Genomic DNA, 25,222 nt, shown 5'->3' on the forward strand with positions numbered 1-25,222 from the left:
AAGGGAGATCCATGGCCACTTGGGAATCCTTCGCCGCAGAAGCCCCGCGCCTCGCCGCCGCGGTGCGCGCCCGCTTCACCGCCCACCGGCACCACGTCCTCGCCACCCTCCGCAAAGACGGGTCTCCCCGGGTGAGCGGTACCGAAGTGGTGTTCCACGGCCCCGACCTCATGCTGGGCTCCATGCCCGGCGCGGTCAAAGCCCGCGACCTGCAACGGGACGGCCGGTTCGCCCTGCACGCCAACCCCGGCGACGGCTCCATGGCCGCGGGCGACGCCAAACTGTCCGGGCGCGCCATCGAGGTGACCGACCCGGAAGAGATCGCCGCGTTCCGCCAGCACGGGGTACCGCCCGGGCCGTTCCACCTGTTCCGGCTGGACCTCCACGACGCCGTGCTGACCTCGGTGGACGGCGACGAACTCGTCATCGAACTGTGGCGGGCCGGATCGGGGGTGCAGCGGTTCGTGCGCCGCTAGCTCCAAGCGGGTTCAGCGCAGCGACTCCGCCATCGCGGCGACCAGCTCCCCTTCCGGATCCATGTCCAGGTTCCACAGCACCAGGCCGCGCAGGCCGTGGCGGACGGCGTAGGCGCCTTTGCGGCGCACCACTTCCGGGGTGTCGTAGGACCACCACTCGTCGCCGTCGTAGATCCACGCGGCCCCGGTCTCGCGGTCGAAGAAACGCTCCCCGGGATGCTGCTCCAGTGTTTCGTAGGCGTGTGTCGCCTCCCCGTAGCCGCCTTCCGCCGGCTGTTCCGCTTCGACCAGCCACCCGTCGCCGTTGGGCCCCGGCGGCACCCCGCGCCAGCCGCGACCGTAGCCGGGGATGCCGAGCACGAGCTTCTCGGCGGGCAGCCCGTAGTCGAGGTACTGGCGGACTGCCCGGTCGACGCTGGGCTGGTCGGGATCCTGGTCAGGCGCGTACAACTGCGCGTGGTGGCCGGTGATGTCCCGCCACGACCCGGTGAAGTCGTAGCCCTGGACGGTAGCGAAGTCCAGGTAGTCGAAGACCTCAGGCTCGTAGCTGTCCCGCATGATCTTCGGGTCGTGGCTCAGGGACGCCGACAGGGTGTACTCCCGCCCGGTCTCGCGTTCCAAGGCGTCCAACTGGGCGCGGAACTCCTGCACGACGAGGGTGAAATTCCGCTTGTCGTCGGGGTGCTCGACGTTGTCGGGATGGCCGTTGCCGCCCGGCCACTCCCAGTCGAGGTCGATACCGTCGAAAATCCCTGCGGCGACCCCTTCGCCTCCCTGCGGCTCCCCCTCGAGGCGGGGCAGGTTGCCGCGCAGCCACAGGTCGATGCAGGAGGCGACGAAACGCTCCCGGGACTCCTGAGTCCGCACCGCCTCGGAAAAGTACGTGGACCAGTTCCATCCCCCCAGCGAGATGCTGGCGCGCAAGTCCGGGTACTTCTGCTGGAGTTTGCGCAACTGGTTGAGGCTCCCGGCGAGCGGCTGCTCGTAGGTGTCGGCTTGGCCGTCCACGCTTTCCGCGGCCTCGTAGCGGCGCTGGAAGATCTGCCACGGCTGGTCCGCCTCAGCGGGGATGTGGCACAGCCCGTCTTCGCTCACATCCCCGAACGCCCAGATCAGCCGGTCCAGGAGTGCGGCAGCCCCGCTCTCGTCCACGTCTTTGATCGTGTAGCCGCGGTTGGCGGTATTCCAGTCAGCGAAGTAGGCGATCCGCTCCGCCGTGGGCCTGGTCCACCAGTTCCCCAGGCGCGGGCCGAGGAGCACGACGACCCCGCCGCACAGGGCCACCACGCCGGCCGCGACCAGCAGCACGACCCAGGTGGGTGCAAAGGTACGGCGCCGTGCTGGAAGAATCCGGTGTCGACCCGCCATGGTTTCAACGTATCCCGCCCCGTGACGGAATGTCCGCGACATACCACTATTAGTCGCGGCGCATTACCTGTTTCTTCCCACCGCTTATCCCAGGTAGTCGCGGAGGATGCGCGCTCGGGAGGGCTGCCGGAGTTTCGCGAGCGTCTTGGACTCGATCTGCCGGATGCGTTCCCGGGTCACGCCGAACTTCCGTCCCACCTCTTCAAGAGTGTGCGGTTTTCCGTCCTCCAACCCGAAACGGAGCGTGATCACCCGCTGCTCCCGTTCTGAAAGCCCGCCCAGGACCTGAGCCAACTGGTCCTGGAGCATGACGAACGCCGCGGCCTCCACCGGCGGGACTGCGTCCGTGTCCTCGATGAAGTCGCCGAACGCGGAGTCTTCCTCGCCGATCGGCGTGTGCAGGGAAATGGGCTCCTGGGAGACGCGGTGGATTTCCACGACCCGGTCGTGGTCGACGTTGAGTTCGCGGGAGAGCTCGTGCAAGGTCGGTTCTCGGCCGAGCTCCTGGTGCAGGCGGCGGCGGGTGCGGGCCAGCCGGTTGATGCTCTCCACCATGTGCACGGGGACCCGGATGGTGCGGGCCTGGTCCGCGATGGCGCGGGTGATCGCCTGCCGGATCCACCAGGTGGCGTAGGTGGAGAACTTGTATCCGCGGGTGTAGTCGAACTTCTCCACCGCGCGGATGAGCCCCAGGTTGCCCTCCTGGATCAGGTCGAGCAGGGCCAGACCGCGGCCCAGGTAGCGCTTGGCGACCGACACCACCAGGCGCAGGTTAGATTCGATCAGGCGGCGTTTGGCGAGTTTTCCTTCGCGGACGAGCTCGTTGAGGTCCTCAAACCATTCAGGGGAGTACTGTGCGGGGACCGGACCGGTGCGTGCGGCGCGCAGTTTCTGCTCGGCGTAGAGGCCGATTTCGATGGCTTTGGCGAGTTCGACTTCTTCTTCAGCCGTGAGCAGGGGGACTCGGCCGATTTCTCGCAGATAGGCGTGGACGATGTCGCCCGAGGAGGTGCGGGTTTCGGGGTGCTCCGCGAAATCGTCGCGGTCCACGTACTCCGGTTCTCCCCCGACCGCCTCGACAGGAGGACCGCCACTGCGTTCCACCGCGGCCGCGGGGCCAGCGGGCGTTCTCCTTTCCACGATCTCAGCCGCCGTATCTCGCATCGACGACGCCCTCTTAGGTGACACCGGAAAAACCACTCTTATAGTGTGCCTGCGTTTTCCCGGAGTAGAGGGATTGAATTTTATCACCTTTATGTCACATAGCTCCCCCAAAACGCTCTCGCATCATACGTTTCTGCTGTTCAGCGGTCATGAGTTCGGTGAAAATCCGCTGGTATTCCTCGGCGTCCGCGACCGGGTCGAGCCGGGACAGGCGAGATTTGAGGTTTGTGATCTGTCGGTTGATGGAATGAATTCTGATTGTGCTGATGATCTCTTGGGCGCGGTACTCGTCGAGTTCCCCGTAAATCTCGATCGGCTCCACCGCCAATTGGGTGAGGAAAGTCCGCTGCGCTTCGTTACGGGCCGTCTCCCGCAACTGTCCGGCCCAGAGCGCCGGGTCCTGGACGGACTGGGTGCCGCCCGCTTTCTGGATGAGGTGAAACACGTCGCGGTGCTGCTCCACGGTGAACATGTCAGCGTCCAGGTGGTCGAAACCGGAGCAGAGCAGGGGGTGTTGCACCGCGAGTTTGAGGGCGAGACGCTCCCGCTGCACCACGGGGTCGCGCAGGTCGTAGCGGGGCGCGGGTGCGGCAGTGGCCGGTTTGGGCGGGACCCGGCGGCCGCGGGCCCGGCGCATGTGCTCCTGGATCCGCCGGTGGACGAATTCTTCGTCCATGATGCCCAGCCAGCGGTCCAGGCTGACCCCGTAGAGGCGGCGCACCCCGGCGTTGCGGATGCTCGCCACGATCGGCGCGGCCGCGTCCAAGGCAGCCAGCCGCCCCTCCGGGGTGTCCAGGTTGTAGCCCTCGAACTTGCTGCGGATCATGAACTCGTACAAGGGCTGCTTCGCGGCGATCAGGTCGCGGACCGCCGCATCGCCCCGTTGGACCCGCAGGTCGCAGGGGTCGAGCCCGTCGGGTTGCACGGCGACGAACGTCTCTGAGGCGAATCCGTGCTCTTCAGCGAAGGCGCGCAGGGCCGCGTTGCGCCCTGCCTGGTCGCCGTCGAAGGTGAAGATGACTTCGCCGCCGAACTCGGAGCGGCCCAGCAGGAGGCGCCGCAGGATCTTGAGGTGCTCTTCTCCGAACGAGGTGCCGCAGGTGGCGACCGCCGTGGTGACGCCAGCCAGGTGGCAGGCCATCACGTCGGTGTAGCCTTCCACGATCACGGCCTGGCGCTGGCGCGCGATCTCTTTCTTGGCCAAGTCCAGCCCGTAGAGGAGGCTGGCCTTCTTAAACAGCGGGGTTTCCGGGGTGTTGAGGTATTTGGGCCCGGTGTCCTCGGGGTCGAGTTTGCGCGCCCCGAAGCCGACGACGTCCCCGCTGAGGTCCCGCACCGGCCAGACGAGGCGGCCGCGGAACCGGTCGTAGGGGCCGCGCCGCCCCTGGCTGGCCAGTCCGGCGAGCACGATCTCCTGGTCGGTGAAACCTTTGGCACGCAGATGGGACAGGAGCGCATTCCAGGAGGCGGGAGCGTATCCCACGCCGAAGTGCTCCGCATCGGCCCGGGTGAAGCCGCGTTCGACGAGGAAGCGGCGGCCCGCCTGCGCTTCCGGGCTCAGCAGCTGCTCGGCGTAGAACTCGGCGGCGACCCGGTGGGCGTCGACCAGCCGCTGGCGCTGCCCCTGCTCGTTGCGGGGGACGTAGCCGCCCTGCTCGTAGCGGAGCTGGATGCCCGCTGCCCGCGCCAGGTGCTCGACGGCTTCGACGAAGCTCAGGTGTTCGATCTTCTGGATGAAGGAGATGACGTCGCCGCCTTCCCCGCAGCCGAAGCAGTACCAGAGGTTGCGTGCGGGGGTGACGTTGAACGAGGGGGTCTTCTCGTCGTGGAAAGGGCACAGGCCTTTGAGGGAGCCGCCGCCGGCGTTGCGCAGCTGGAGGTATTCGCCGACCACGTCGGCGATAGGGGAACGCTCCCGTACCAGTGCGACGTCTTCATCTTTGATTCGACCGGCCACGGAAGCCAGGGTATTCGTTGCGGCCGGGCTCGGGTGGGATGGGGGTGGAAGCCCTGCTGTGGGCGCGGGCCATGCAGGGCTCCCGCCCACAGTCGCTGCTTCGGGCAAGGTTGCAATGACAGATTTCTGGGGCGGGGCTTAGCGGCCGCAGCGCAGCCCCGGTCAGCAGAGGCGAGCGTGCCAGGAGAGGGCAGAAAGGTCGGTGAGCGACGCCACCTGGTCGATCACCACGCGCAGCGCGGCGGCATCGTCCTGGGCTGCCGCGTAGTCTGCCTGAAATTGCGGCTCCAACGTGGCGGGCGCGCCCGCGGCAACCGCCTCGACGAGCTCCGTGACCACCTGCCGCTCCCGCGCATAGCGGTCCTCTTCGTCTACCAGGAACACGTAGTGCGCGGTCACTGCTTTGAGCAGGGCGCACTCCATGCGCTGCTCACGGGGCACCACCAGTTCCGCGGCGTAGCGGGTCAGCGGTGCCGAACCGTACTTCTCCAGCGTGGCCCGCTCCGCGGCCCGGCAGAACCGTCCGATCAGCTCGCTGGTGAGGTTCTTCAACGCCGCCAGCGACGGCAGGTCGCCGCTGAGCGACCGCGGCCAGCACTCCTGCGCCATCAGGCGGGCGAACACCTCCTCCAGTTCCGCTGGCTCAGCGTCGGAGTAGTGCGCGGCTGCGGTCCGGCACACCTCGCTCCGCTCGGCGGGGCTGTGGAGCGCGGCCAAGGAGAGCTGCCCCGTGTACAGTCCGTCCTCCAAGTCGTGGACCGAGTAGGCCACGTCGTCAGCCCAGTCCATGACCTGCGCTTCGAGACAGGTGCGCCGCCCCACCTCCCCCTGGCGGATCCACGCGAACACGTCGCTGTCCTCGGCATAGACGTTGAACTTGGCGGTCTCGCCGGCTTCCCCGCGCCGCCAGGGGTATTTGAGGGTGGCGTCCAGCGTCGCCCGGGTCAGGTTGAGTCCGGCACTCCGCCCCTCGGGGGTGAAGACCTTCCCTTCCAGGCGGGTGAGCAGCCGCAGGCTCTGCGCGTTGCTCTCAAATCCGCCGCACGGGCGCGCGGCCCGGTCCAGCGCGGCTTCCCCGTTGTGCCCGAACGGCGGATGCCCCAGGTCGTGGGCGAGGCAGGCGGCTTCCACCAGGTCCGGGTCGCAGCCGAGCGTGCCGCTGAGCTCCCGCCCGATCTGGGCGCACTCCAGCGAATGGGTGAGCCGGGTCCGGGGGAAGTCGCTGACCCCTGGCTGGGCCACCTGGGTTTTCGCGGCGAGTCGGCGCAGCGCGAAACTGTGCAGCACGCGGGCCCGGTCGCGGGCGAAGTCGCTGCGGGACCGGCGTTTCGGCGGCTCCGCAGCCCACCGCTGCCGGTCGTGGTCGCGGTAGCCGTCCCCCGGGTTACCAGCCATGGGCACCCCACAACACTGCGCTGGTGTTCTCCGCCCTACTTTAGGAGCGTTAGCGCAGGAAGTCCGGGATTCCCGCGGTATGCCGGGGTGTCGGGGTCACAGGGCGTCGACGCGGACCGCGGCGCTCTCCCCGAAAATCCAGTAGTGCCACAGCGACGCGGTCTCGCGGGTGATGTACCACAGTTGGGTTTCCCGTTCGAGGACAGCCGGTCCGGAGCGGGCCGGGGACGTGGCGGCTTCGATCCCGAAATCTTCGGCGATCTCCCGGGAGCGCAGGGAATGCCACGGGTCGCTGACGATGACCGCGGTGCGCCAGCCTCGCTCTTCGAAGACCTGGGCCACGAGCTCCAGGCTCTCCAACGTGTCGCTGCCCTTGCCGATCGGGATGACGCTGTCTGCAGGCACGCCCTGTTCGACCAGCCAGCGGGCACCGCTGCCGCCCTCGGTGAAGTTGTCGCCCGGCTGGTTGCCGCCCACGGTGACCACGGTGGGCGCCACCCCTTCCTCGTACAGGTGGGCGGCGTGGCGGAGGCGGGCCTCGAAGACCGGAGAAGGGCGGCCATTGTACTGGCTGGCGCCCAGCACGACGATCGCATCGGAGGGCGGGCGTTCGTCCTGCCGCGCGGTGTACCACACCCAAGCCCAGGTCGCGCACGGCAGCAGGATCACGGTGAGCACCAGCAGCGCCACAGTGCGCCGCACTATCCGCCCGATGCTGCGCGGGCGGCGGGTGCGGGCGGGGCGCCGCAGGGTCCGGGGGTCCTCGAGGCGGTCAGGCTCGTCAGGGGGCCCGTCGCGGCCTGGTAAGGAAAGGGTGTCCCGCGTAAACGTGCGCGTAGGCGCGGGCTCGGGCGGCGCGGCCGCTTCGGCTCCCCCACTGATCCGGCGGAACGTCCGCGCGTGGTCGTCGCCGGGGTGGTCCGCGTCGTCCCGGAGGTCGCGGGCGTCCGGCTCGAAGGTGGAGAGCCGTGTGAAGACCCGGGTGGCCTCCTCGTCGGCCCCGTGGTGGCCCGCCTTCTCAGGCCCGTCACCGGTCGTGCGCACCTTCACACCCCCTAGCCGATCGAGCACGGTTGTGCGGTACCGCACCCCGGGCCGTGCCAACGGTGCTGTGCAGGCCTGCGGACGGTGGGCCGGAGTACCCCTGGCGCGTCCGCGTGTGCGGTCTGACGGCACCCTGGTCGGGAGAGCGCGGCACCGGATTCCTGTCCGGTACGGCCGCTTCCCGGGGACAATGCTACGAGAAGGTCACAGCCGAAACACCCAAATGTCTTGTATTCGTCATATATGAAGTCCCCGCCTCGGAGCAGGGTCGCAAGGCGGGGACCACCGTGCTTATCGGCGTTGGCGCAGGTTAGCGGAGCGCGGCCCGTCCCGCTTCGAGGCGGGCGACGGGGACGCGGAACGGCGAGCAGGAGACGTAGTCCAGGCCCACCTCGTGGAAGAAGTGCACCGAGGCTGGGTCGCCGCCGTGCTCACCGCAGACCCCGAGCTTGAGGCCGGGGCGAGTGGCGCGGCCTTCCTCCGCGGCGATGCGGACCAGCCGTCCCACCCCGTCGACGTCCAGCGACTCGAACGGGGAGACGCCGAACACTCCCTTCTCCAGGTAGGTGGAGAAGAAGGAGGCTTCCACGTCGTCGCGGGAGAAGCCCCAGGTGGTCTGGGTGAGGTCGTTGGTGCCGAAGGAGAAGAACTCGGCGCTCTCCGCGATCTGCCCGGCAGTGAGCGCGGCGCGGGGCAGCTCGATCATGGTGCCGATCGGGATGTCGAGCTCCACCCCGTGCTCGGCGGCGACCTCGCGGATGACCTGCACCGACTCCTCGCGGATGATCTCCAGCTCCTGGACGGTGCCGACCAGCGGGATCATGATCTCGGGGCGCGGACGGCCGCCCTGCTTGATCCGTGCGGCCGCAGCCTCGGCGATCGCCCGTACCTGCATGGTGAACAGTCCCGGTACGACGAGGCCGAGGCGGACCCCGCGCAGGCCCAGCATCGGGTTCTGCTCGTGCAGCCGGTGGACGGCCTGGAGCAGCCGCAGGTCCCCTTCGTTCTTCTCACCGCGCGCCTCCGCTACGGCCACACGCACCGACAGTTCAGTGATGTCGGGCAGGAACTCGTGCAGCGGCGGGTCGAGCAGCCGCACGGTGACGGGCAGGTCGTCCATCGCCTCGAAGATGCCGGTGAAGTCCTCGCGCTGCAGCGGCAGGAGGGCGGCGAGAGCCTCGTCCCGCTCCTGGTCGGTGTCGGCGAGGATCAGCCGTTCCACCAGGGCGCGGCGGTCACCGAGGAACATGTGCTCGGTGCGGCACAGGCCGATCCCCTGGGCGCCCATGCGCCGGGCGCGGGCCGCGTCCTCGGGGGTGTCGGCGTTGGCACGCACAGCCATGCGGCGCTTGGCGTCGGCGTACCGCATGATCCGGTCGACGGCGCGGACCAGGTCGTCGGCTTCCGCCGAGGAGGGGTCGAGCTCGCCTTCGAAGTAGCGCACGATCGGGGAGGCCACGACGGGGACTTCGCCGAGGAACACTTCACCGGTGGTGCCGTCGATGGAGATGACGTCGCCTTCCTTGATGACCCGGCCGTCCGGCGCGGTCAACTGGCGGTTCTTGGTGTCGATGTCGAGCTCTTCGGCACCGCAGACGCAGGTCTTGCCCATGCCGCGGGCCACGACGGCGGCGTGCGAGGTCTTGCCGCCGCGGCTGGTGAGGATGCCCTGGGCAGCGAGCATGCCTTCCAGGTCGTCGGGGTTGGTCTCCCGGCGGCACAGGATGACCTTCTCCCCGTTGCGCGACCACGCGACGGCGGTGGCGGAGTCGAAGACCGCGCGCCCCACGGCCGCGCCCGGGGAGGCGTTCATGCCCCGGCCCAGCAGGTCGCGTTCGGCCTTCTCGTCGAAGCGGGGGAACATGAGCTGGGCGAGCTGCTCGCCGCTGACCCGGTTCACCGCTTCTTCCAGGGTGATGAGCCCCTGGTCGACGAGCTGGTTGGCGATACGGAAGGCTGCGGCAGCGGTGCGCTTGCCCACGCGGGTCTGCAGCATCCACAGTTTGCCGCGCTCGATGGTGAACTCGATGTCGCACAGGTCGCGGTAGTGCCGCTCGAGTTTCTCCATGATCTCGAGCAGTTCGGCGTAGCTCTTGGGGTCGATCCGCTCCAGTTCGGTGAGGGGGATGGTGTTGCGGATCCCCGCGACGACGTCCTCACCTTGCGCGTTCTGCAGGTAGTCGCCGTAGACGCCCTGCTGGCCGGTGGCGGGGTCGCGGGTGAAGGCCACTCCGGTGCCGGAGTCCATGCCGAGGTTGCCGAAGACCATGGAGCAGATGTTGACCGCGGTGCCCAGGTCGCTGGGGATGCGCTCCTGGCGCCGGTAGAGGACGGCGCGGGGGGCGTTCCAGGACTTGAAGACGGCTTCGATGGCCAGGCGCATCTGTTCGCGCGGGTCGGTGGGGAACTCCGCGTCGGTGGCTTCCCGGACGATGGTCTTGAACGTGTCGACGAGCCCGGCGAGGTCGGCGGCGTCTAGGTCGAGGTCGCTGGTGACGCCTTTGCGGGCCTTGAGGTCGTCGATGGCGTCCTCGAACAGGTCGCCATCGATGCCCAGTACGGTCTTGCCGAACATCTGGATGAGGCGGCGGTAGGAGTCCCAGGCGAACCGCTCGTTGCCGGACTGGGCGGCAAGTCCTTTGACCGACTCGTCGTTGAGACCGATGTTGAGGACGGTCTCCATCATGCCGGGCATGGAGAACTTGGCGCCCGAGCGTACGCTCACCAGCAGCGGGTTGTCGGGCTGGCCGAGGCGCTTGCCCATGGTCGCTTCAAGGGCGGCCAGCTTCTCTTCGATCTGGGCGTCTAACCCCGGGGGCATGGTCCCGTGCTCGAGGTAGTGCCGGCACGCCTCAGTGGTGATGGTGAACCCGGGCGGCACGGGAAGGCCAAGGTTGGTCATCTCCGCGAGGTTGGCACCCTTGCCTCCGAGGAGATCCTTGAGGTCCTTGTTCCCCTCGGTGAAGTCGTACACGTACTTGGGCACGGGAACTCCTTGCTACGGTCGGGCGGCCTAAAAGATGGCGCGACTCTACCCGACCCTGTCGAGCAACTTTGTTCAGCACACCCCTTATTTGAGTGTTTTCGCAGGTCATAGGCATTCGAATGGTATAAACCAATGGTCCATCCGTTTTGTCCCAGTTCAGGGCACTATTTCCGCGAGGAGCACCAGGGAACGACCTGCAAAACACGAGATCAAAAGAGATTTAGACCACTCACCCGACCGAGGGGGAGAAAATTGGTCCACTCCGCCCGACATCAGCCCGGAAATGTGCCCAGCACCACATCGCTACCGCCAAGTAACCTACGAATGCGTAAGTTACGCTCCAGAAGCAATGCCGCTCGGCGCCCACGAAGGAGAGGTGGCACAGAAGAACGTGGCTGCACAGCCGGAAAACCGCCCCCCAGCAGAACGCCCGCACCCCTCCCCGACCCCGCTCACCCGGGTCGAGGCGGCCGCCGCCCACCTCCTGCACTCGGCCAAGCCTCGCCTACGCGGCTGGCTGCATTTAGGCACCGCCCCCCTGGCCCTCATCGCAGGCATCATCCTCATCGGGTTTGCGCCCACCACTGCGGCCCGGCTCGCCAGCGCAATCTACGGCCTCAGCGCGGTCTTGCTGTTCAGCATCTCAGCGGCCTACCACATCGGCCGCTGGTCCCCCCGGACCGCGGCTGCACTCCGCCGCCTCGACCACGCCAACATCTACCTGATCATCGCCGGCACCTACACGCCGTTCGTCCTGCTCGTCCTCGACGGGACCCAGCGCACCGCGATGCTAGCCCTGATCTGGGGATGCGCCGCGGCCGGAGTCCTGTTCACCCTGGTGTGGCTCCACGCCCCGCGCTGGCTGTCCACCACGCTGTACGTGGCCCTGGGGTGGATCGCCGTCCTGTTCCTGCCCGACCTGATCCGCGGCGTGGCAGCCGTCCCCCTGCTGCTCGTCCTCACCGGAGGAATCCTTTACAGCCTCGGCGCTCTGGTGTACGCGCTGAAACGCCCCGACCCGTTCCCGCGCTGGTTCGGCTTCCACGAAATCTTCCACGTGCTGACCATTGCGGCCTTCGCCTGCCAGTACATCGCGGTGTTCGCCGTCGTCACCGCCGCCGCACCGGCGCAGTAACCACTGCGGCCCCGGACCAAAACGGTCCAGGGCCGCAACGTCAACGGGCCGCCGTACGGGTCAGCACCCGGCGAGCCGCTCCGCGAGGTACTGCTCGACCTGGTCGATCGAGATGCGTTCCTGAGCCATCGAGTCGCGCTCGCGGACCGTCACCGCGTTGTCTTCCAGCGTGTCGAAGTCGATCGTCACGCAGAACGGGGTGCCGATCTCGTCCTGGCGGCGGTAGCGGCGGCCGATCGCCCCGGCGTCGTCGAACTCCACGTTCCACCGCTTGCGCAGCTTCGCGGCCAAGTCCCGGGCCTTCGGCGACAGGTCCGCGTTGCGCGACAGCGGCAGCACCGCCGCCTTGACCGGGGCCAGCCGCGGGTCCAGCCGCATGACGACGCGCTTCTCCATCTTGCCCTTGGCGTTCGGCGCCTCGTCCTCGGTGTAGGCGTCGAGCAGGAAGGTGAGCATCGTCCGGTCGACACCCGCCGACGGCTCGATCACGTAAGGGATGAACCGTGTGTTGGTCTCCTGGTCGAAGTAGGACAAGTCCGTGCCCGACCTCTTGGAGTGCGTGGACAGGTCGTAGTCAGTGCGGTTGGCGATGCCCTCCAGCTCGCCCCACTCGCTCCCGGCGAAGTTGAACCGGTACTCGATATCCACGGTCCGCTTGGAGTAGTGGGACAGCTTCTCCTTCGGGTGCTCGTACAGCCGCAGGTTGTCCTTGTTGATCCCCAGGTCGATGTACCACTGCAGCCGCGTGTCGATCCAGTACTGGTGCCATTCCTCGTCCGTTCCCGGCCGGACGAAGAACTCCACCTCCATCTGCTCGAACTCGCGGGTGCGGAAGATGAAGTTGCCCGGGGTGATCTCGTTACGGAACGACTTGCCGATCTGGGCGATTCCGAACGGGATCTTCCGGCGCGACGACTGCTCGACGTTCTTGTAGTTGATGAAAATGCCCTGCGCGGTCTCCGGGCGCAAGAACGCCAGGCCGCTCTCGTCCTGCACCGGTCCCACGTAGGTGCGCAGCAGACCGCTGAACATCCGCGGCTCGGTGAACGCACCCTTAGCGCCGCAGTGAGGGCAGTTGAGGTCCGCCAGTCCGTTCGCCGGAGGCTTGCCGTGCTTGGCCTCGTAGGCCTCGGTGAGGTGGTCGGCACGGAAGCGCTTGTGGCAGGACTGGCACTCGGTGAGCGGGTCGACGAAGGCGTCGACGTGGCCGGACGCCTCCCAGACCTCACGGGCCAGGATGACGCAGGAGTCGAGGCCGACGATGTCCTCACGCTCCTGGACCATGGCGCGCCACCACTGGCGCTTGACGTTGTTCTTCAGCTCCACGCCCAGAGGGCCGTAGTCCCACGAGGCGCGCAGACCCCCGTAGATCTCGCTCGAGGGGTAGACCAATCCCCGGCGCTTGGCAAGACTGACCAGGGTGTCCATTGCCTCTGACTTAGCGGCCATAGTGATTGACTCCATCCATCCGGCTGGCGGTCGGCGGATCGCGGAAAGGCGCGACGCTCGAAATAGGTACGGTCCTCAAGCCTATTGGACTCACCACCGACTTTATGCCGCTCAGCGACTTGTCTGTTTTGCCGAGTGTCTGCGGTCCCGCAGTGCCGTGCGTCAGTCCTCCGCCGCGGGCGCCTGGCGGGCCAGGGTCTCGAACGCACTGGGCTCGTCGTGGGCGGTGGACAGCAGCGGTACCGCGGTGACCTTGACGTCGTAGTGGGAGAGCGCCCGGCGGTAGTAGCCCGGCCCGTCCCATTCGGTGACCACCGTCCACAGCGTGGGGTCGTCGACCGCGCGTGCCAGGGACCCCCGGCGGTAGCCGGGCCTCTGCGACAGCACGTCCAGCGCCGCTTTGGCGTGGGCGACGAACTCCTCAGAGTCTTCGGTGGCGACGGTGTGTCTGGTGATGACGATCACCACGCCATGGTGCCATAGCGGGTGATGCGGCGCAGATCCAGCCGCAGCGGACGTCGCCCGGCCCGCAGCGGGCAGAGGGTGCGGTGCCGTGCGGGCGCTCCTCGACTAGAAGCGCCGCACGGTCCTCGCGGTACTCCGGGCACCGCCCGTCCCGCTGCTGCAACCCCTCGGCGGTGAGGCCGTCACTCAGTACGCTTAGACCGTCGCCCCAATGCTGTGGAGGAAAGCCGGGTGTCCCCCAAAGAGCACCACACTGAGCCCGCTGGTCGCCGTCTCCCGGACGAGGAGCCCTCTGCCGCTGCTGAAGTGTCCCGACTACGCCGCGCCGTGGAGGAGCGGAGCGCGCTCCCCCTGCTCGTCCTGCACCACGCCCCCGGGTGGGTCCTGCCTGTCGCCGTGGTCGGGGTGTTCTTCTCCGGCCTGCTGCTGACCGGGATCGTGGGCACGCTGCTCCTCGTCCTGCTGGCCCTGTTCTTCGCCTGGCTGGGCTACCTGGCCTGGCCGCGGCTGTCGTCGGCTGAGCGAGCGATGCGGTGCGTCGTGGTGGCGGTGCTCCTCGGGCTCGGAGTACTCCAATCCGGGATATTTTGACAATCATTTTCGTTTTCGCGACACTGAAAAAGTGTCGTCATCGAGCCTGCCCACCGCGCCTGCCTTCACCGCACGCGACGTCGCCGTAGCGTACGACGGCAAGCCCGTGCTGCGCGACGTCTCCTTCGAGATCGCCCGAGGAGAGACCGTCGCCGTCATGGGACCGAACGGGTCAGGCAAGTCCACCCTGGTCCGCGCCCTGCTCGGCGTGGTGCCGCTCTCCGGTGGACAGGTGTGGATCGGCGGGACCCCGCTCCGCCGCTTCCGTGACTGGGCGCAGATCGGCTACGTGCCGCAACGCCTCTCCGTCGGCGGCGGTGTCCCGGCGACCGTGCGCGAAATCGTCGCTTCCGGGCGGATCAACCGGCGCCGCCGATTCCGCCCCCTCACCGCGCACGACCGGGACGCGGTCACCGAGGCGCTGACCGCGGTAGGACTGCTCGACCGCGCCGACGACTCCGTCTACCACCTGTCCGGCGGCCAGCAGCAGCGCGTCCTCATCGCCCGTGCCCTTGCCGGGGAGCCCGACATCTTCGTCATGGACGAGCCCATGGCCGGGGTGGACGCGGCCAACCAGCAGGCCCTGGCCCGCACGATCGAAAGCCTCGCCGCGCGGGGCGCCACCATCCTGCTGGTCCTCCACGAACTCGGACCGCTCGAACCTTTGATCGGCCGGGCCCTCACCCTGGAGAACGGCACACTGGTCAGTGACGGTGCGCCGCAGCACTCGGACCACGGCTGCTGCTCGGGCCGCGACCACTCCCGCACCGACACCGGACGTCCTCCGCCCACCCTTCCGTACATCGAGGTCTCACGCCGTGCCTGAGATACTCCAGCTCGACTTCATGGTCCGCGCCTTCATCACATCCGCCCTGGTCGGCATGACCGCCCCCGTCATCGGGGTGTTCCTCGTCCAGCGCCGGCTCGCCCTGCTCGGCGACGGGATCGGACACGTGGCGCTGACCGGGGTAGGGCTGGGGTTCCTCACCCACACCTCCCCCGTGCTGACCGCGCTCGTCGTCTCCGCGGTCGGCGCAGTGCTCATCGAACTCGTCCGCACCCACACCCGGACCAGCGGGGACCTCGCCCTGGCGCTGCTGTTCTACGGCGGGATCGCCGGGGGCGTCTTCCTCACCGGGCTGGCCCCCGGAGCGACCAGCGCCGACCTTACGTCCTTCCTGTTCGGCTCGGTCAGCACGGTGAGCCCGCAGGACGTGGTCCTGGTCGCCCTGCTCGCCGTCGCCGTCCTCGCGGTCCTGGGCTACTTCGGACGGGAGCTCTTCGTCCTCTGCCAAGACGAGGAGCTGGCCCGGGTGCACGGCATCCCGGTCCGCTTCCTCAGCACAGTGCTCGCGGTCGTCGCCGCGGTCACCGTGGTCTTGGCGATGCGGGTCGTGGGGGTGCTGCTCGTCAGCGCGCTGATGGTTGTTCCGGTGGCTGCGGCCCAGCAGCTCACCCGTAGTTTTCGGGCCACGGTACGACTGGCGGTGCTCCTCGGCGTGCTCGCTGCACTCACCGGTCTCTCCACCGCGTACTACACCGACACCGCGCCGGGCGCCGCCATCGTGCTGGTCGCGATCGCACTGTTCGTTACCGCCGCAGGAGGCGGAATCCTGCTGCGCCGCAGGCGATTCCGAACCGTCCCTGAGGCGGAGTCTCCTCCGGCGGTGGGTACGATTTCCGGGACTGATCCGGGGAGTGTTTCGCCATGAGCTCACGTCGTGAGGCTGTCCGCCAGGCCCTGCACAAGAGCAACGGCTTTCGCAGCGCTCAAGACCTCTACGCGTCTTTGCGGGCTGACGGCGCCAAGATCGGCCTGACCACTGTCTACCGCGCCCTGCAGGCACTCACCGATGCGGGTGAAGTGGATGTCCTGATGACGGACGAAGGTGAAGCCGTCTACCGGGCCTGCAGTACCCCCACGCACCACCACCACTTGGTCTGCCGGGACTGCGGCAAAGCCGTGGAGATTGAAGGCCCGGCAGTGGAAAGCTGGGCGGACGAACTCGCCGCCCAGCACGGCTTCGTCGACCTCACCCACACATTGGAACTCTTCGGTACCTGCTCCGACTGTGCCGCGGCCAAGCCCCGCACCTGATTCCGCGGGACGTCACCGCCGGACCAGCGGTTCCAGGTTCGGGCGTTTGGGCCGCACTCCGTCGCCGGAGGAGCGGCCCGTCAACCGCCGGTGGATCCACGGCACCAGGTGCTGGCGGGCCCAGCGCAGGTCCTCCTGCCGGGCCTGGTGCCAGGGCGCCGGCGGTTCTTGCGGCCACGGGGCGTTCCAGTCCTCGTCGACCGGCACCCCCATCACTTCGCACACCCGCAGCGCCAAGCGGCGGTGCCCCTCCGCCGACAGGTGCAGCCGGTCGTCGCTCCAGGCGCGGCGGTCCTGGAAGATCTTCATGCTCCACAGGTCCACGACACGGCAGTGGTAGCGGTCGGCGATGCCGCGCAGGTGCATGTTGTAGGTGGCGATCTTGCCCCGCAGGTGCCGCATGACCGGTTGGAACCCGGTGTCGAACCCCGTGAAGATCACGACGTCCGCTCCGGTGTCGCGCAGTTGGCGCACCGCGCCCTCGAACGCGTCGGCCAGCGTGTCCGGGTCGGAGCCGGGGCGGAGGATGTCGTTGCCGCCCGCGCAGAGCGTGACGAGGTCGGGGCGGAGTTCCACGGCTCGGGGGAGCTGTTCGGTAAGGATCTGGCGCAGGAGTTTGCCACGCACCGCGAGGTTGGCGTAGCGCACCTCGCGCACGTGCCGGGCCAGGTGTTCGGCGAAGCGGTCCGCCCACCCGCGGTACCGGCCCTGGGGGAAGCGCGCGCTGTCCGGGTAGGGGTCGTCGAGTCCTTCAGTGAAGCTGTCACCGACAGCCACGTAGGAGAGGATGTCCTTCCCGAGAGTAAAGCCGCTCATATTAGAGGATCATGCACGGTAAATCCACGGTTACGCGACAGTAGGTTTGTGGATTACCGGATTTTGTCGCGGCCCTCACACCCGCGCTCCCCCTGCCGATCAGGGGTTTTGCCCCCGCTGCGCGTAGTGCGGGCAGGGGCGCCGCCCCTAGTCCTGCGGCGGGTACTTCTCCAACACCGGACGCTTTGCGGTCACCGTGTCCCCGGACGAACGGCCGGTCAGCCGCCGGTGGATCCACGGCACCAGATACTGGCGGACCCAGCGCGCATCCTCCCGCCACGCCTGCGCGCGCGACACTGGAGCGGCCGGCGGCCACGGGGCGTTCCAGTCCTCGTCGACCGGCACCCCCACGACTTCGCACACCCGCAGCGCCAACCGGCGGTGCCCCTCCGCCGACAGGTGCAGCCGGTCGGTGTCCCAGGCCCGCGGGTCCCGGAACACGGGCATAGACCACTGGTCGACGAGGAAGCAGCCGTAGCGGTCCGCGATCGCGCGGATGTTGAGGTAGTAGCGGGCGAACCGGCCGATCAGCCCGCGCATGTACCCGGTGGCGATGTTGACCCCGGTGAACAGCACCACCTCGGCGCCGGACGCGCGGAGCTGACGCACCCCGATCTCCAGGGCCCGCGCCAGCCGGTCCGGGTCGCCGCTCGGGCGGAGCAGGTCGTTTCCGCCCGCGCTGAACGTCACCAGGGTGGGGGCCAACTCCAAAGCGCGGGGCAGCTGCTCCTCCATGACCTGGCGCAGCAGCCTGCCGCGCACCGCGAGATTGGCGTAACGCAACTGTCCGCTGTACTCCGCCAGGCGGTCGGCGAACCGGTCCGCCCAGCCGCGCGGGGTGCCGTCGGGGTACCAGTCCCCCACGCCTTCGGTGAAACTGTCGCCGATGGCCACGTAGTCCACCGGCATCCCAGGGGCGAGCGCTCCCATCAGTCCTGCCCCTGCGCTCCGGCAGCGGACTGCGGCGGCCCCACCGGGTTGGGTTCGGCTCCCCCGTAGCGACGGTCCCGGCGGGCGTAGATCTCGCAGGCCTGCCAGAAGTGCCGCCGGTCGAAGTCGGGCCAGAGCGTGTCGAGGAACACGAATTCCGCGTACGACGACTGCCAGAGCAGGAAATTGGAGAGGCGCTGCTCCCCGGAGGAACGGATGAACAGGTCCACGTCGGGGATGTCCGGGTGGTACAGGTAGCGAGCGAGCGTGGCCTCGGTGACCCGGTTGGGGGAGAGGCGGCCGGCAGCCACATCCCGGGCCAGGGCCGCGGCCGCGTCCGCGATCTCGGCACGGCCCCCGTAGTTCACGCAGAACTGCAGCGTGAGCTTGGTGTTGTGCTTGGTCAGCTCTTCGGCTTCGGTGAGCTCTTTGATGACGCTCTTCCACAGCCGTCCCGGCCGTCCCGCCCAGCGCACCCGCACCCCGCGTGCGTGCAGCTCGTCACGGCGGCGTCGGATCACGTCGCGGTTGAACCCCATGAGGAAGCGCACCTCGTCCGGGGAGCGCTTCCAGTTCTCCGTGGAGAACGCGTAGGCGGACAGGTAGGGCACGCCGAGCTCCAGCGCTCCCTCGATCACGTCGAACAGGGAGGACTCGCCCGCCTTGTGCCCTTCAGTACGGGGCAGGCCGCGCTGCTTGGCCCAGCGGCCGTTGCCGTCCATGACGATTGCCACGTGCCGGGGAATGAGTTCTCGGGGTAACTGGGGTGGCCGAGCCCCGCTGGGGTGCGGTTGCGGGGGTATCGGCTCCCGGTGGGTGTCGGTCGAGAAGACGGTCTTGGGACTCACGCACGCTCCACAAGGCGCAAAGATCGGACTCCGTTCTCCAGGTGCCACTGGAGATAGGCGGCGACCAGGCCGCTGCATTCGGTGCGGTCCCGCTCAGCGCTCGCATCGGCGCTCTCCCAGTCACCGCGCAGCAGCGCCACCATCAGCGCCACTGCTGCGGGGGACGGCTTGACCGAGCCCGCGGGACGGCACAGCGAGCACACCATACCCCCGGCGTGCACCGCGAACTCCCGGTGCGGTCCCGGCACACCGCAATGGGCACATTCTTCCAGAGCGGGGGCATAGCCGGCGACGGCGAGGGAGCGCAGCAGGTAGGCGTCGAGGACCAGGCGGGGGTCGTGCGCGCCCTCGGCGAGGGTCCGCAGTCCGCCCCACAGCAGCAGGAACTGCCGCAGCGCCGGGTCTTTCTCCACGCTCACGACCTTCTCTGCGGTCTCCAGCATCGCGACCCCCGCGGTGTAGCGTGGATAGTCGGTGACCAGGACACTCCCGTACGCGTGCAGGGTGTCGACCTGCGTGACCACGTCAAGGCTCTTGCCGGCGTGGAGTTGCACGTCGATGTGGGTGAACGGTTCGAGGCGCGCCCCGAAGCGGGACCGGGTGCGGCGCACCCCCTTGCCGACCGCGCGGACCAACCCGGTGCGCCGGGTCAGCAGAGTCACGATCCGGTCGGCCTCTCCTAGGTCCTGAGTACGAAGGACGATGCCTTCATCTCGGTAGAGGCTCACTCTCCCATTGTCACCGATGCGACGGACCGCAACGGCCTGTCCTCATTCCCACTTTTCGCCCGCCGCAATCCTGTGACATATTTCGGACGGATAACACTTTGGGGTTTTTCGTCGTCTACCATCATCCCCCAACGGAAAATCCCGCATCCCCCGTCCGAGGTCCCCTCACGAACGGAGGCAGGCGAATGTCCGAGGACGAGCAATCCCCGCTCGGCTCCCGGTCGCATCGGCGCCGCCCACCGCCCTCCCGGCGCCGCCGCAGGCGTCCTCCCCTACGACGGCGCCGGATAAGCGGCACACTGCTCACCGCGCTCCTCGCCCTCCCCGTAGGGTTGGTGCTGGCCGCGGTGCTGGTGTTCGGGTCGATGCGCATGCCCAGCAGTGATCCGTCCTCTTATGCACCCGGGTCACTGCTTCCCAACGACGCCGCGGTGCCCACCCCCTTCTTCCCCAGCGCGGAAGCGGAAGCGGCACCGCCCATCCCCTCCCCCAGTCCTCCCCCCAACGTGCAGGCCGAGCAACGGCGTGACGGGGTGAAAACCCAGGCTGAGGAGCAGAACAGCGCCGAAGAGGAGGCCTCCTCTGGCAGCAGTACGGGATCGGGTGGGCAAAGCGGTTCCGGAGGCGGAGGTTCGGGATCCTCGTCCGCCCCTTCGTCCCGGAGCGGGTCCACCGGAAGCATGAACGCGTTGAGCGCCCAAGTTTTCGCGCTGGTCAACGAAGAGCGCGCCGCAGCGGGCTGTCCCCCCGTCCGGGCCGACGACCGGCTGACCGCCGCCGCACAGGCGCACAGCGAGGACATGGACCGCAACAACTACATGTCGCACACCAGTCTGGACGGCCGCACCCCCGACGACCGCGCCCGGGAACACGGCTACCACGCGTGGTCCGGGGAGAACATCGCTAAAGGGCAGCGCACCGCCGCACAGGTCATGCGCGACTGGATGAACAGTCCGGGCCACCGCAGAAACATCCTCAACTGCAGCAACCGCGCGCTGGGGGTGGGCGAGTCCAACGGTGCCTGGACCCAGATGTTCGGCCGCGAATAGTCGAGCACGCCAACAGGCCCCGCCCGTATCGGGCGGGGCCTGTGCCTGTTCTCGAACAGTCAGGCGGACGCGCCGCGGCGGCACCGCGACCGATCCGCCGCGCTCAGGTCAGCTCTGCTGGGCCCGGTTGACCGCGCTGCACACCGCCTTCAGCGAGGCTGTCGTGATGTTGCTGCTGATCCCCACACCCCACAGGACGTTTCCGTCGACTTCGGCTTCGACGTAGGCCGCGGCGCGGGCGTCGCCGCCCTCGCTCAACGCGTGCTCGCTGTAGTCCAGGACCCGCAGCTTGAAGCCCACACCGGCCAGCGCGTCCACGAACGCGGAGATCGGGCCGTTGCCGGTGCCGGTGATCTCACGAATCTCGCCGCGCAGCCGGACGTCGGCGCTGATGCAGTACTCGCCGTCCTCGCTCGTCTCCGAGCGGTACGCCATGACCCCGACCACGCCCTCGGACAGGTAGGTGTCGGTGAAGATCTCCCAGATGCGCTCCCCGCTGAACTCGCCGCCCTCGGCATCAGCGAACTGCTGCACCACGCGGGAGAACTCGATCTGCAGACGGCGCGGCAGGTCGATGGAGTAGTCGCGCTGCAGGACGTAGGAGACCCCGCCCTTGCCGGACTGGCTGTTGACCCGGATGACCGCCTCGTAGGTGCGGCCCACATCCTTGGGGTCGATGGGCAGGTACGGCATGTTCCACCGGTACTCGTCCACAGGGACGCCCGCCGCAGCAGCGTCGGCCTCCAGGGCGTGGAAGCCCTTCTTGATGGCGTCCTGGTGGGAGCCGGAGAACGCGGTGTACACCAGGTCGCCGCCGTAGGGGTGGCGGGGGTTGACCGGCAGTTGGGTGCAGTGCTCGACCGTACGGCGGATCTCGTCGATGTTGGAGAAGTCGATCATCGGGTCGATGCCCTGGCTGAACAGGTTCAGGCCCAGGGTCACCAGGCATACGTTGCCGGTGCGCTCGCCGTGACCGAACAGGCAGCCTTCGACCCGGTCGGCGCCCGCCATCACCGCCAGCTCGGCGGCGGCCACTGCGGTGCCGCGGTCGTTGTGCGGGTGCACGGACAGGCACACATACTCGCGGCGGGACAGGTTGCGGCTCATCCACTCGATCTGGTCGGCGTACACGTTCGGGGTGGCGCGCTCGACCGTGGCGGGCAGGTTGAGGATGATCTCCCGGTCCGGACCCGGCTGGTAGGCGTCCATGACGGCTTCGCACACTTCGAGTGCGAACTCCAGCTCGGTGTCGATGAAGATCTCCGGCGAGTACTCGTAGCCGAAGTACTCGGTGTCCTTGAGGTACTGCTCGGCGAACTTCAGGACGGTGCGGGTGCCTTCCACCGCGATGCCCTTGCACTCTTCGCGGTTCACGCCGAAGACGATGCGGCGGAACTCCGGCGACGTCGCGTTGTACAGGTGGACGGTGGCCCGCTTGGCGCCGACCAGGCTCTGGACGGTGCGTTCAATCAGCTCCTCGCGTGCCTGCGTCAGCACCGAGATCTGCACGTCGTCGGGGATGCGGTCCTCTTCGATCAGGTACCGCACGAAGTCGTAGTCGGTCTGGCTGGCTGCGGGGAAACCGACCTCGATCTCCTTGTAGCCCATGCGGACCAGCAGGTCGAAGATCTCGCGCTTGCGCTCGGTGTCCATGGGCTCGATCAGCGCCTGGTTGCCGTCGCGCAGGTCAGTGGAGAGCCAGCGAGGAGCTTTGGTGATGGTCTTCGAGGGCCAGGTTCGGTCAGGCAGGTCGACCGGCTTGAACGGCTGGTAGCGGTGGAACGGCATGCCACTCGGCTGTTGCTGCGGAATCATGTGAATACGCTCCCGTGAGACTTTTTCTTGCGGTCGTGCGGCCGACAGCAGACAGGTCGAACCTCCGCGGCGAGGGAGCCGGCCCTTATCGGCCCCCGCCGCGGCCGCTAAGCAGGAGCAGCTCACGCAGCATGACAAAGGCCACGTTAGCAGACTGCTGAGCGAAGTGGGACGGGGAGCCCGCAGTGTGAGACTGCTCATGGGCGTGCCGCGGGTCTGCGACGCCTGGTTTTCCCCTCGGTGAACTGCATCGACTCCGGCAGGTTCGGTCCGGTGCATGCTGTCCGGATGGTCCCGCCGGCTGCCGCGCCGCGGCCCCTGGGTCCCCCTCCCCGGCCGCACACGGCAGCAGCCCTGCCACGCAGGACCGCACTGGCCATCGACAGTACCCGCTCCCAGGCGCCGGGGTACGCCCCACAGCAACGACCGCGGCCTGGTCGAGCTCCGTGGCCGGAGTCGGCCGTTCCCCCCGCCCGCCACTACTTCCGCATGCCGGAGTCTGACTTCTACACTTCGAAAGCACGTGGTGCGGTCTGTGCTGCCCGCGCACTCCACAAGCCGTTCAGCCTTGAGGCGGCAACCGCGCTGCCGTACCACGCAACACGGGCGCCATGCCCGCAGATGGCCGCCCGGATACCGCAGAATAAGGGTCCCGAGAACTCATGTGGCCGCCAGCGCAGTCGGTCACGGCGATGGGAGCTGACTTCCTATGACCACGTCACAGACAGCGACCGGTGACGCCGGACTCGACGGCATGAACGGGACCACCGTCACCGCGGGCAAACGGGAACGCTCAGGTGGCGTGCAGTCCCTTGACCGCGCGTTCTGTCTGCTCGAAATCATGGCCGAGGCGGGCGGGGAGACCTCGCTCAGCGAACTCGCGCAGTCGTCCGGGCTGCCCCTGCCCACCATCCACCGCATCGTGCGGTCCCTGGTCAGCAACGGCTACGTGCGGCAACTGCCGTCCCGCCGCTACGCTCTCGGCCCCCGTCTCATCGGCCTCGGAGAGAGCGCGTCCCGCCTGCTCGGCGCCTGGGCCCGCCCGCACCTCGCTCGCCTCGTCGACGAGCTCGGCGAGACCGCCAACCTGGCCATGCTCGACGGCGACCAGGTCGTCTACGTCGCCCAAGTGCCCTCCGCGCACGCCATGCGCATGTTCACCGAAGTGGGACGCAGGGTGCTGCCGCACTCGGCGGGCGTCGGCAAAGCGCTCCTCGCCCAGCTCCCCGACGACGAAGCCCTGGCCATCGTCCGCCGCACCGGGATGCCCGCGGCCACCGACCGCACCATCACCACCCCGGACGAGTTCGCGGCCGAACTGGCCCGTATCCGCAGCCGCGGCTACGCCATCGACGACGGCGAACAGGAAGTCGGCGTGCGCTGCCTTGCCGTGCCGGTCGTCGGCGGCCCGGCGATGATGGCCATCTCCATCTCCGGCCCCGAGTCCAGGATGACCTGGGATTTCGTGGCCAAAGCCGCTCCCGTGGTCCGGGAGGTCGCCCGCGAACTCGCCGACGACCTCAACAACCAGGCGCGGTGACCTGCGGCCCAGGCCCGCGTCACACCTGCTGGTCGAAACCGAGCCGGCGCAACTGCTTGGGGTCGCTCTGCCAGTCTTTGGCGACCCGCACCCGCAAGTCCAAGTACACGCGGCTGCCCAGCAGCGCCTCGATCTGCCGGCGTGCCCGGGTGCCGACCTCACGTAGCCGGGAGCCTTTCGTACCGATGACGATCGCCTTCTGGCTGGGCCGCTCCACGTAGAGCGAAGCGTAGATCTCGATGAGGTCCCGGTCTTCGCGCGGCACCATCTCGTCGACCACGACCGCGATCGAATGCGGCAGCTCTTCCCGCACCCCTGCCAGTGCGGCCTCCCGGACCAGCTCCGCCACGAGGATCTCCTCGGGCTCGTCGGTGAGGTCGCCGTCCGGGTACAGCGGCGGCCCTTCCGGCAGGTGGCTGCAGAGCACGTCGACCAGCTCGTCGAGCTGGAAGCCGCTCGCCGCGGAAACTGGGACGATGTCGGCCCAGTCCCCGAGTTCGGAGACCGCCACCAGTTGCTGGGCGATCTGGGCCCGCCGGGCCTTGTCGGTCTTGGTGACGATCGCCACCACCGGGGTCTCCTTCTGCTGGGCGAGCTCCCTGGCGATATAGGTGTCGCCGCGGCCGATCGGCTCGTCCGCGGGGATGCAGAAGCCGATCACGTCGACCTCGACCAGGGTGGAGCGCACCAGGCTGTCCAGCCGCTCCCCGAGCAGGGTGCGCGGCTTGTGGAGGCCCGGCGTGTCCACGATGATCAACTGCGCGTTCTCGCGGTGCACGATGCCGCGGATCGTGCGCCGCGTGGTCTGCGGCCGGTCGCTGGTGATCGCTACTTTCCGGCCGACCAGAGCGTTCATCAGCGTCGACTTGCCGACGTTGGGCCGCCCGATGAAGCAGACGAAACCGCTGCGGAAACCCTCCTGTTGCGTCGGTGCGGAAAGCGGTGTCGTGGTGTCGAGATCGTCCATGGTTCCAGTCTCACCGGTTCCCGCGGCCTGCTGCGCCCTGCTCCACACGGACCGGGGTACCGTCGGGCGCGGCCACCACCAGGGTCTCGGTGTTGAGGTCGGCTGCCACTGCACGGTCCGCCTCGGTCCACTCCGCGGCTTCGGTGACGACCACGGCCGCTTCGAGACGCTGGGCCCCGCTGGACACCGCGGCAGCCACGGCAGCCTGCACCGCGCTCAACTGGAGCGACGGCAGGGACACGGTGGTGGCCACATAGGTGCGGCCGGTCTCGTCCCGCACGGCCGCGCCCTCGGCAGCGCTGTTGCGGGCCCGGGACGAGCGGGCCAGGGTGATGAGCTTGGTGTCCTCGGGGTTGGAAAGCTCGTGGGCAGTGTTACTCACGGAAATAGCCTTTCTGCGG

Annotated in this window: 23 protein-coding genes; 8 read left to right on the top strand and 15 right to left on the bottom strand. The window is 68.3% G+C overall.

From position 1 onward, the window contains the following. Positions 1-11: 11 nt before the first annotated feature. Complete coding sequence (locus CW348_RS05235; RefSeq protein WP_011291316.1) at positions 12-476, top strand: pyridoxamine 5'-phosphate oxidase family protein; 465 nt, start codon at positions 12-14, stop codon at positions 474-476. A gap of 12 nt (positions 477-488) precedes the next feature. Here the strand turns inward: CW348_RS05235 and CW348_RS05240 are convergent, their stop codons facing one another. From CW348_RS05240 to ppdK, 6 genes are all read right to left on the bottom strand, one after another. Further along, positions 489-1,844, bottom strand: a complete 1,356-nt coding sequence (locus CW348_RS05240; protein ID WP_011291315.1) for a glycoside hydrolase family 18 protein — start codon at positions 1,842-1,844, stop codon at positions 489-491. Positions 1,845-1,928: 84 nt separating this feature from the next. Further along, positions 1,929-3,008 carry an RNA polymerase sigma factor RpoD gene (rpoD, locus tag CW348_RS05245; protein ID WP_081430395.1) on the bottom strand — a complete coding sequence of 360 codons (1,080 nt, stop codon included), beginning with the start codon at positions 3,006-3,008 and terminating at the stop codon, positions 1,929-1,931. A 94-nt stretch (positions 3,009-3,102) separates the two neighbouring features. Further along, positions 3,103-4,965 carry a DNA primase gene (gene dnaG / locus CW348_RS05250; protein ID WP_104612884.1) on the bottom strand — a complete coding sequence of 621 codons (1,863 nt, stop codon included), beginning with the start codon at positions 4,963-4,965 and terminating at the stop codon, positions 3,103-3,105. Positions 4,966-5,127: 162 nt separating this feature from the next. After that, the gene (locus CW348_RS05255; RefSeq protein WP_104612885.1) at positions 5,128-6,360 is read right to left on the bottom strand and encodes a deoxyguanosinetriphosphate triphosphohydrolase; all 1,233 of its coding nucleotides are present in this window, start codon (positions 6,358-6,360) and stop codon (positions 5,128-5,130) included. Positions 6,361-6,456: 96 nt separating this feature from the next. Beyond that, complete coding sequence (locus CW348_RS05260) at positions 6,457-7,410, bottom strand: YdcF family protein (RefSeq protein ID WP_016188382.1); 954 nt, start codon at positions 7,408-7,410, stop codon at positions 6,457-6,459. Positions 7,411-7,714: 304 nt separating this feature from the next. After that, positions 7,715-10,390 carry a pyruvate, phosphate dikinase gene (gene ppdK, locus CW348_RS05265; RefSeq protein ID WP_011291310.1) on the bottom strand — a complete coding sequence of 892 codons (2,676 nt, stop codon included), beginning with the start codon at positions 10,388-10,390 and terminating at the stop codon, positions 7,715-7,717. 349 nt (positions 10,391-10,739) lie between these two features. Here ppdK and CW348_RS05270 point away from each other — a divergent pair, with 349 nt between their 5' ends. Beyond that, positions 10,740-11,525 carry a hemolysin III family protein gene (locus CW348_RS05270; protein WP_258076881.1) on the top strand — a complete coding sequence of 262 codons (786 nt, stop codon included), beginning with the start codon at positions 10,740-10,742 and terminating at the stop codon, positions 11,523-11,525. 60 nt (positions 11,526-11,585) lie between these two features. On the opposite strand, the gene CW348_RS05275 is transcribed toward CW348_RS05270, so the two are convergent. Beyond that, entirely contained in the window at positions 11,586-12,974 is a 1,389-nt protein-coding gene (locus CW348_RS05275) for a glycine--tRNA ligase (RefSeq protein ID WP_011291308.1), read from the bottom strand. A 162-nt stretch (positions 12,975-13,136) separates the two neighbouring features. Continuing rightward, positions 13,137-13,439: an antibiotic biosynthesis monooxygenase gene (locus CW348_RS05280; protein ID WP_038043423.1), complete on the bottom strand. Its 303-nt coding sequence runs from the start codon at positions 13,437-13,439 to the stop codon at positions 13,137-13,139. Positions 13,440-13,670: 231 nt separating this feature from the next. Between CW348_RS05280 and CW348_RS05285 the strand changes: the two genes are divergently transcribed. Genes CW348_RS05285 through CW348_RS05300 form a run of 4 tightly spaced genes read left to right on the top strand, consistent with a single transcriptional unit; the run spans position 13,671 to position 16,128 of the window. Beyond that, on the top strand, positions 13,671-14,030 hold the full coding sequence (locus CW348_RS05285; protein ID WP_016188379.1) for a DUF6703 family protein: 360 nt from the start codon (positions 13,671-13,673) through the stop codon (positions 14,028-14,030). A 31-nt stretch (positions 14,031-14,061) separates the two neighbouring features. After that, positions 14,062-14,856 (top strand): metal ABC transporter ATP-binding protein, encoded by a 795-nt coding sequence (locus CW348_RS05290; RefSeq protein ID WP_016188378.1) that lies wholly within the window; start codon positions 14,062-14,064, stop codon positions 14,854-14,856. Continuing rightward, positions 14,849-15,742 (top strand): metal ABC transporter permease, encoded by an 894-nt coding sequence (locus tag CW348_RS05295; RefSeq protein ID WP_011291304.1) that lies wholly within the window; start codon positions 14,849-14,851, stop codon positions 15,740-15,742. Before CW348_RS05290 ends, CW348_RS05295 begins: the two co-directional genes overlap by 8 nt. Next, the gene (locus CW348_RS05300) at positions 15,739-16,128 is read left to right on the top strand and encodes a Fur family transcriptional regulator (protein WP_011291303.1); all 390 of its coding nucleotides are present in this window, start codon (positions 15,739-15,741) and stop codon (positions 16,126-16,128) included. Before CW348_RS05295 ends, CW348_RS05300 begins: the two co-directional genes overlap by 4 nt. Before the next feature lie 12 nt (positions 16,129-16,140). Here CW348_RS05300 and CW348_RS05305 read toward each other — a convergent pair whose 3' ends face one another. The 4 genes from CW348_RS05305 to recO form a co-directional block, all read right to left on the bottom strand. Then, entirely contained in the window at positions 16,141-16,944 is an 804-nt protein-coding gene (locus CW348_RS05305; RefSeq protein ID WP_011291302.1) for an SGNH/GDSL hydrolase family protein, read from the bottom strand. Positions 16,945-17,091: 147 nt separating this feature from the next. Next, positions 17,092-17,874: an SGNH/GDSL hydrolase family protein gene (locus CW348_RS05310; protein ID WP_011291301.1), complete on the bottom strand. Its 783-nt coding sequence runs from the start codon at positions 17,872-17,874 to the stop codon at positions 17,092-17,094. Next, on the bottom strand, positions 17,874-18,722 hold the full coding sequence (locus tag CW348_RS05315; RefSeq protein WP_011291300.1) for an isoprenyl transferase: 849 nt from the start codon (positions 18,720-18,722) through the stop codon (positions 17,874-17,876). The genes CW348_RS05310 and CW348_RS05315 overlap by 1 nt, the downstream gene beginning before the upstream one ends. After that, positions 18,719-19,450 (bottom strand): DNA repair protein RecO, encoded by a 732-nt coding sequence (gene recO / locus CW348_RS05320; protein ID WP_011291299.1) that lies wholly within the window; start codon positions 19,448-19,450, stop codon positions 18,719-18,721. Before recO ends, CW348_RS05315 begins: the two co-directional genes overlap by 4 nt. A 185-nt stretch (positions 19,451-19,635) precedes the next feature. Between recO and CW348_RS05325 the strand changes: the two genes are divergently transcribed. Next, positions 19,636-20,499, top strand: a complete 864-nt coding sequence (locus tag CW348_RS05325; protein WP_011291298.1) for a CAP domain-containing protein — start codon at positions 19,636-19,638, stop codon at positions 20,497-20,499. 108 nt (positions 20,500-20,607) lie between these two features. Here CW348_RS05325 and leuA read toward each other — a convergent pair whose 3' ends face one another. Further along, complete coding sequence (gene leuA / locus CW348_RS05330; RefSeq protein WP_104612887.1) at positions 20,608-22,314, bottom strand: 2-isopropylmalate synthase; 1,707 nt, start codon at positions 22,312-22,314, stop codon at positions 20,608-20,610. Positions 22,315-23,116: 802 nt separating this feature from the next. Here leuA and CW348_RS05335 point away from each other — a divergent pair. Continuing rightward, positions 23,117-23,854: an IclR family transcriptional regulator gene (locus CW348_RS05335; protein ID WP_038043422.1), complete on the top strand. Its 738-nt coding sequence runs from the start codon at positions 23,117-23,119 to the stop codon at positions 23,852-23,854. A 19-nt stretch (positions 23,855-23,873) separates the two neighbouring features. On the opposite strand, the gene era is transcribed toward CW348_RS05335, so the two are convergent. Continuing rightward, complete coding sequence (gene era, locus CW348_RS05340; protein ID WP_011291295.1) at positions 23,874-24,821, bottom strand: GTPase Era; 948 nt, start codon at positions 24,819-24,821, stop codon at positions 23,874-23,876. A gap of 10 nt (positions 24,822-24,831) precedes the next feature. Then, complete coding sequence (locus tag CW348_RS05345) at positions 24,832-25,203, bottom strand: hypothetical protein (protein WP_011291294.1); 372 nt, start codon at positions 25,201-25,203, stop codon at positions 24,832-24,834. Between the last annotated feature and the right edge of the window lie 19 nt (positions 25,204-25,222).

It is taken from the genome of Thermobifida sp. (genome assembly GCF_017577275.1).
In the GTDB taxonomy this organism is placed as follows: domain Bacteria; phylum Actinomycetota; class Actinomycetes; order Streptosporangiales; family Streptosporangiaceae; genus Thermobifida; species Thermobifida fusca.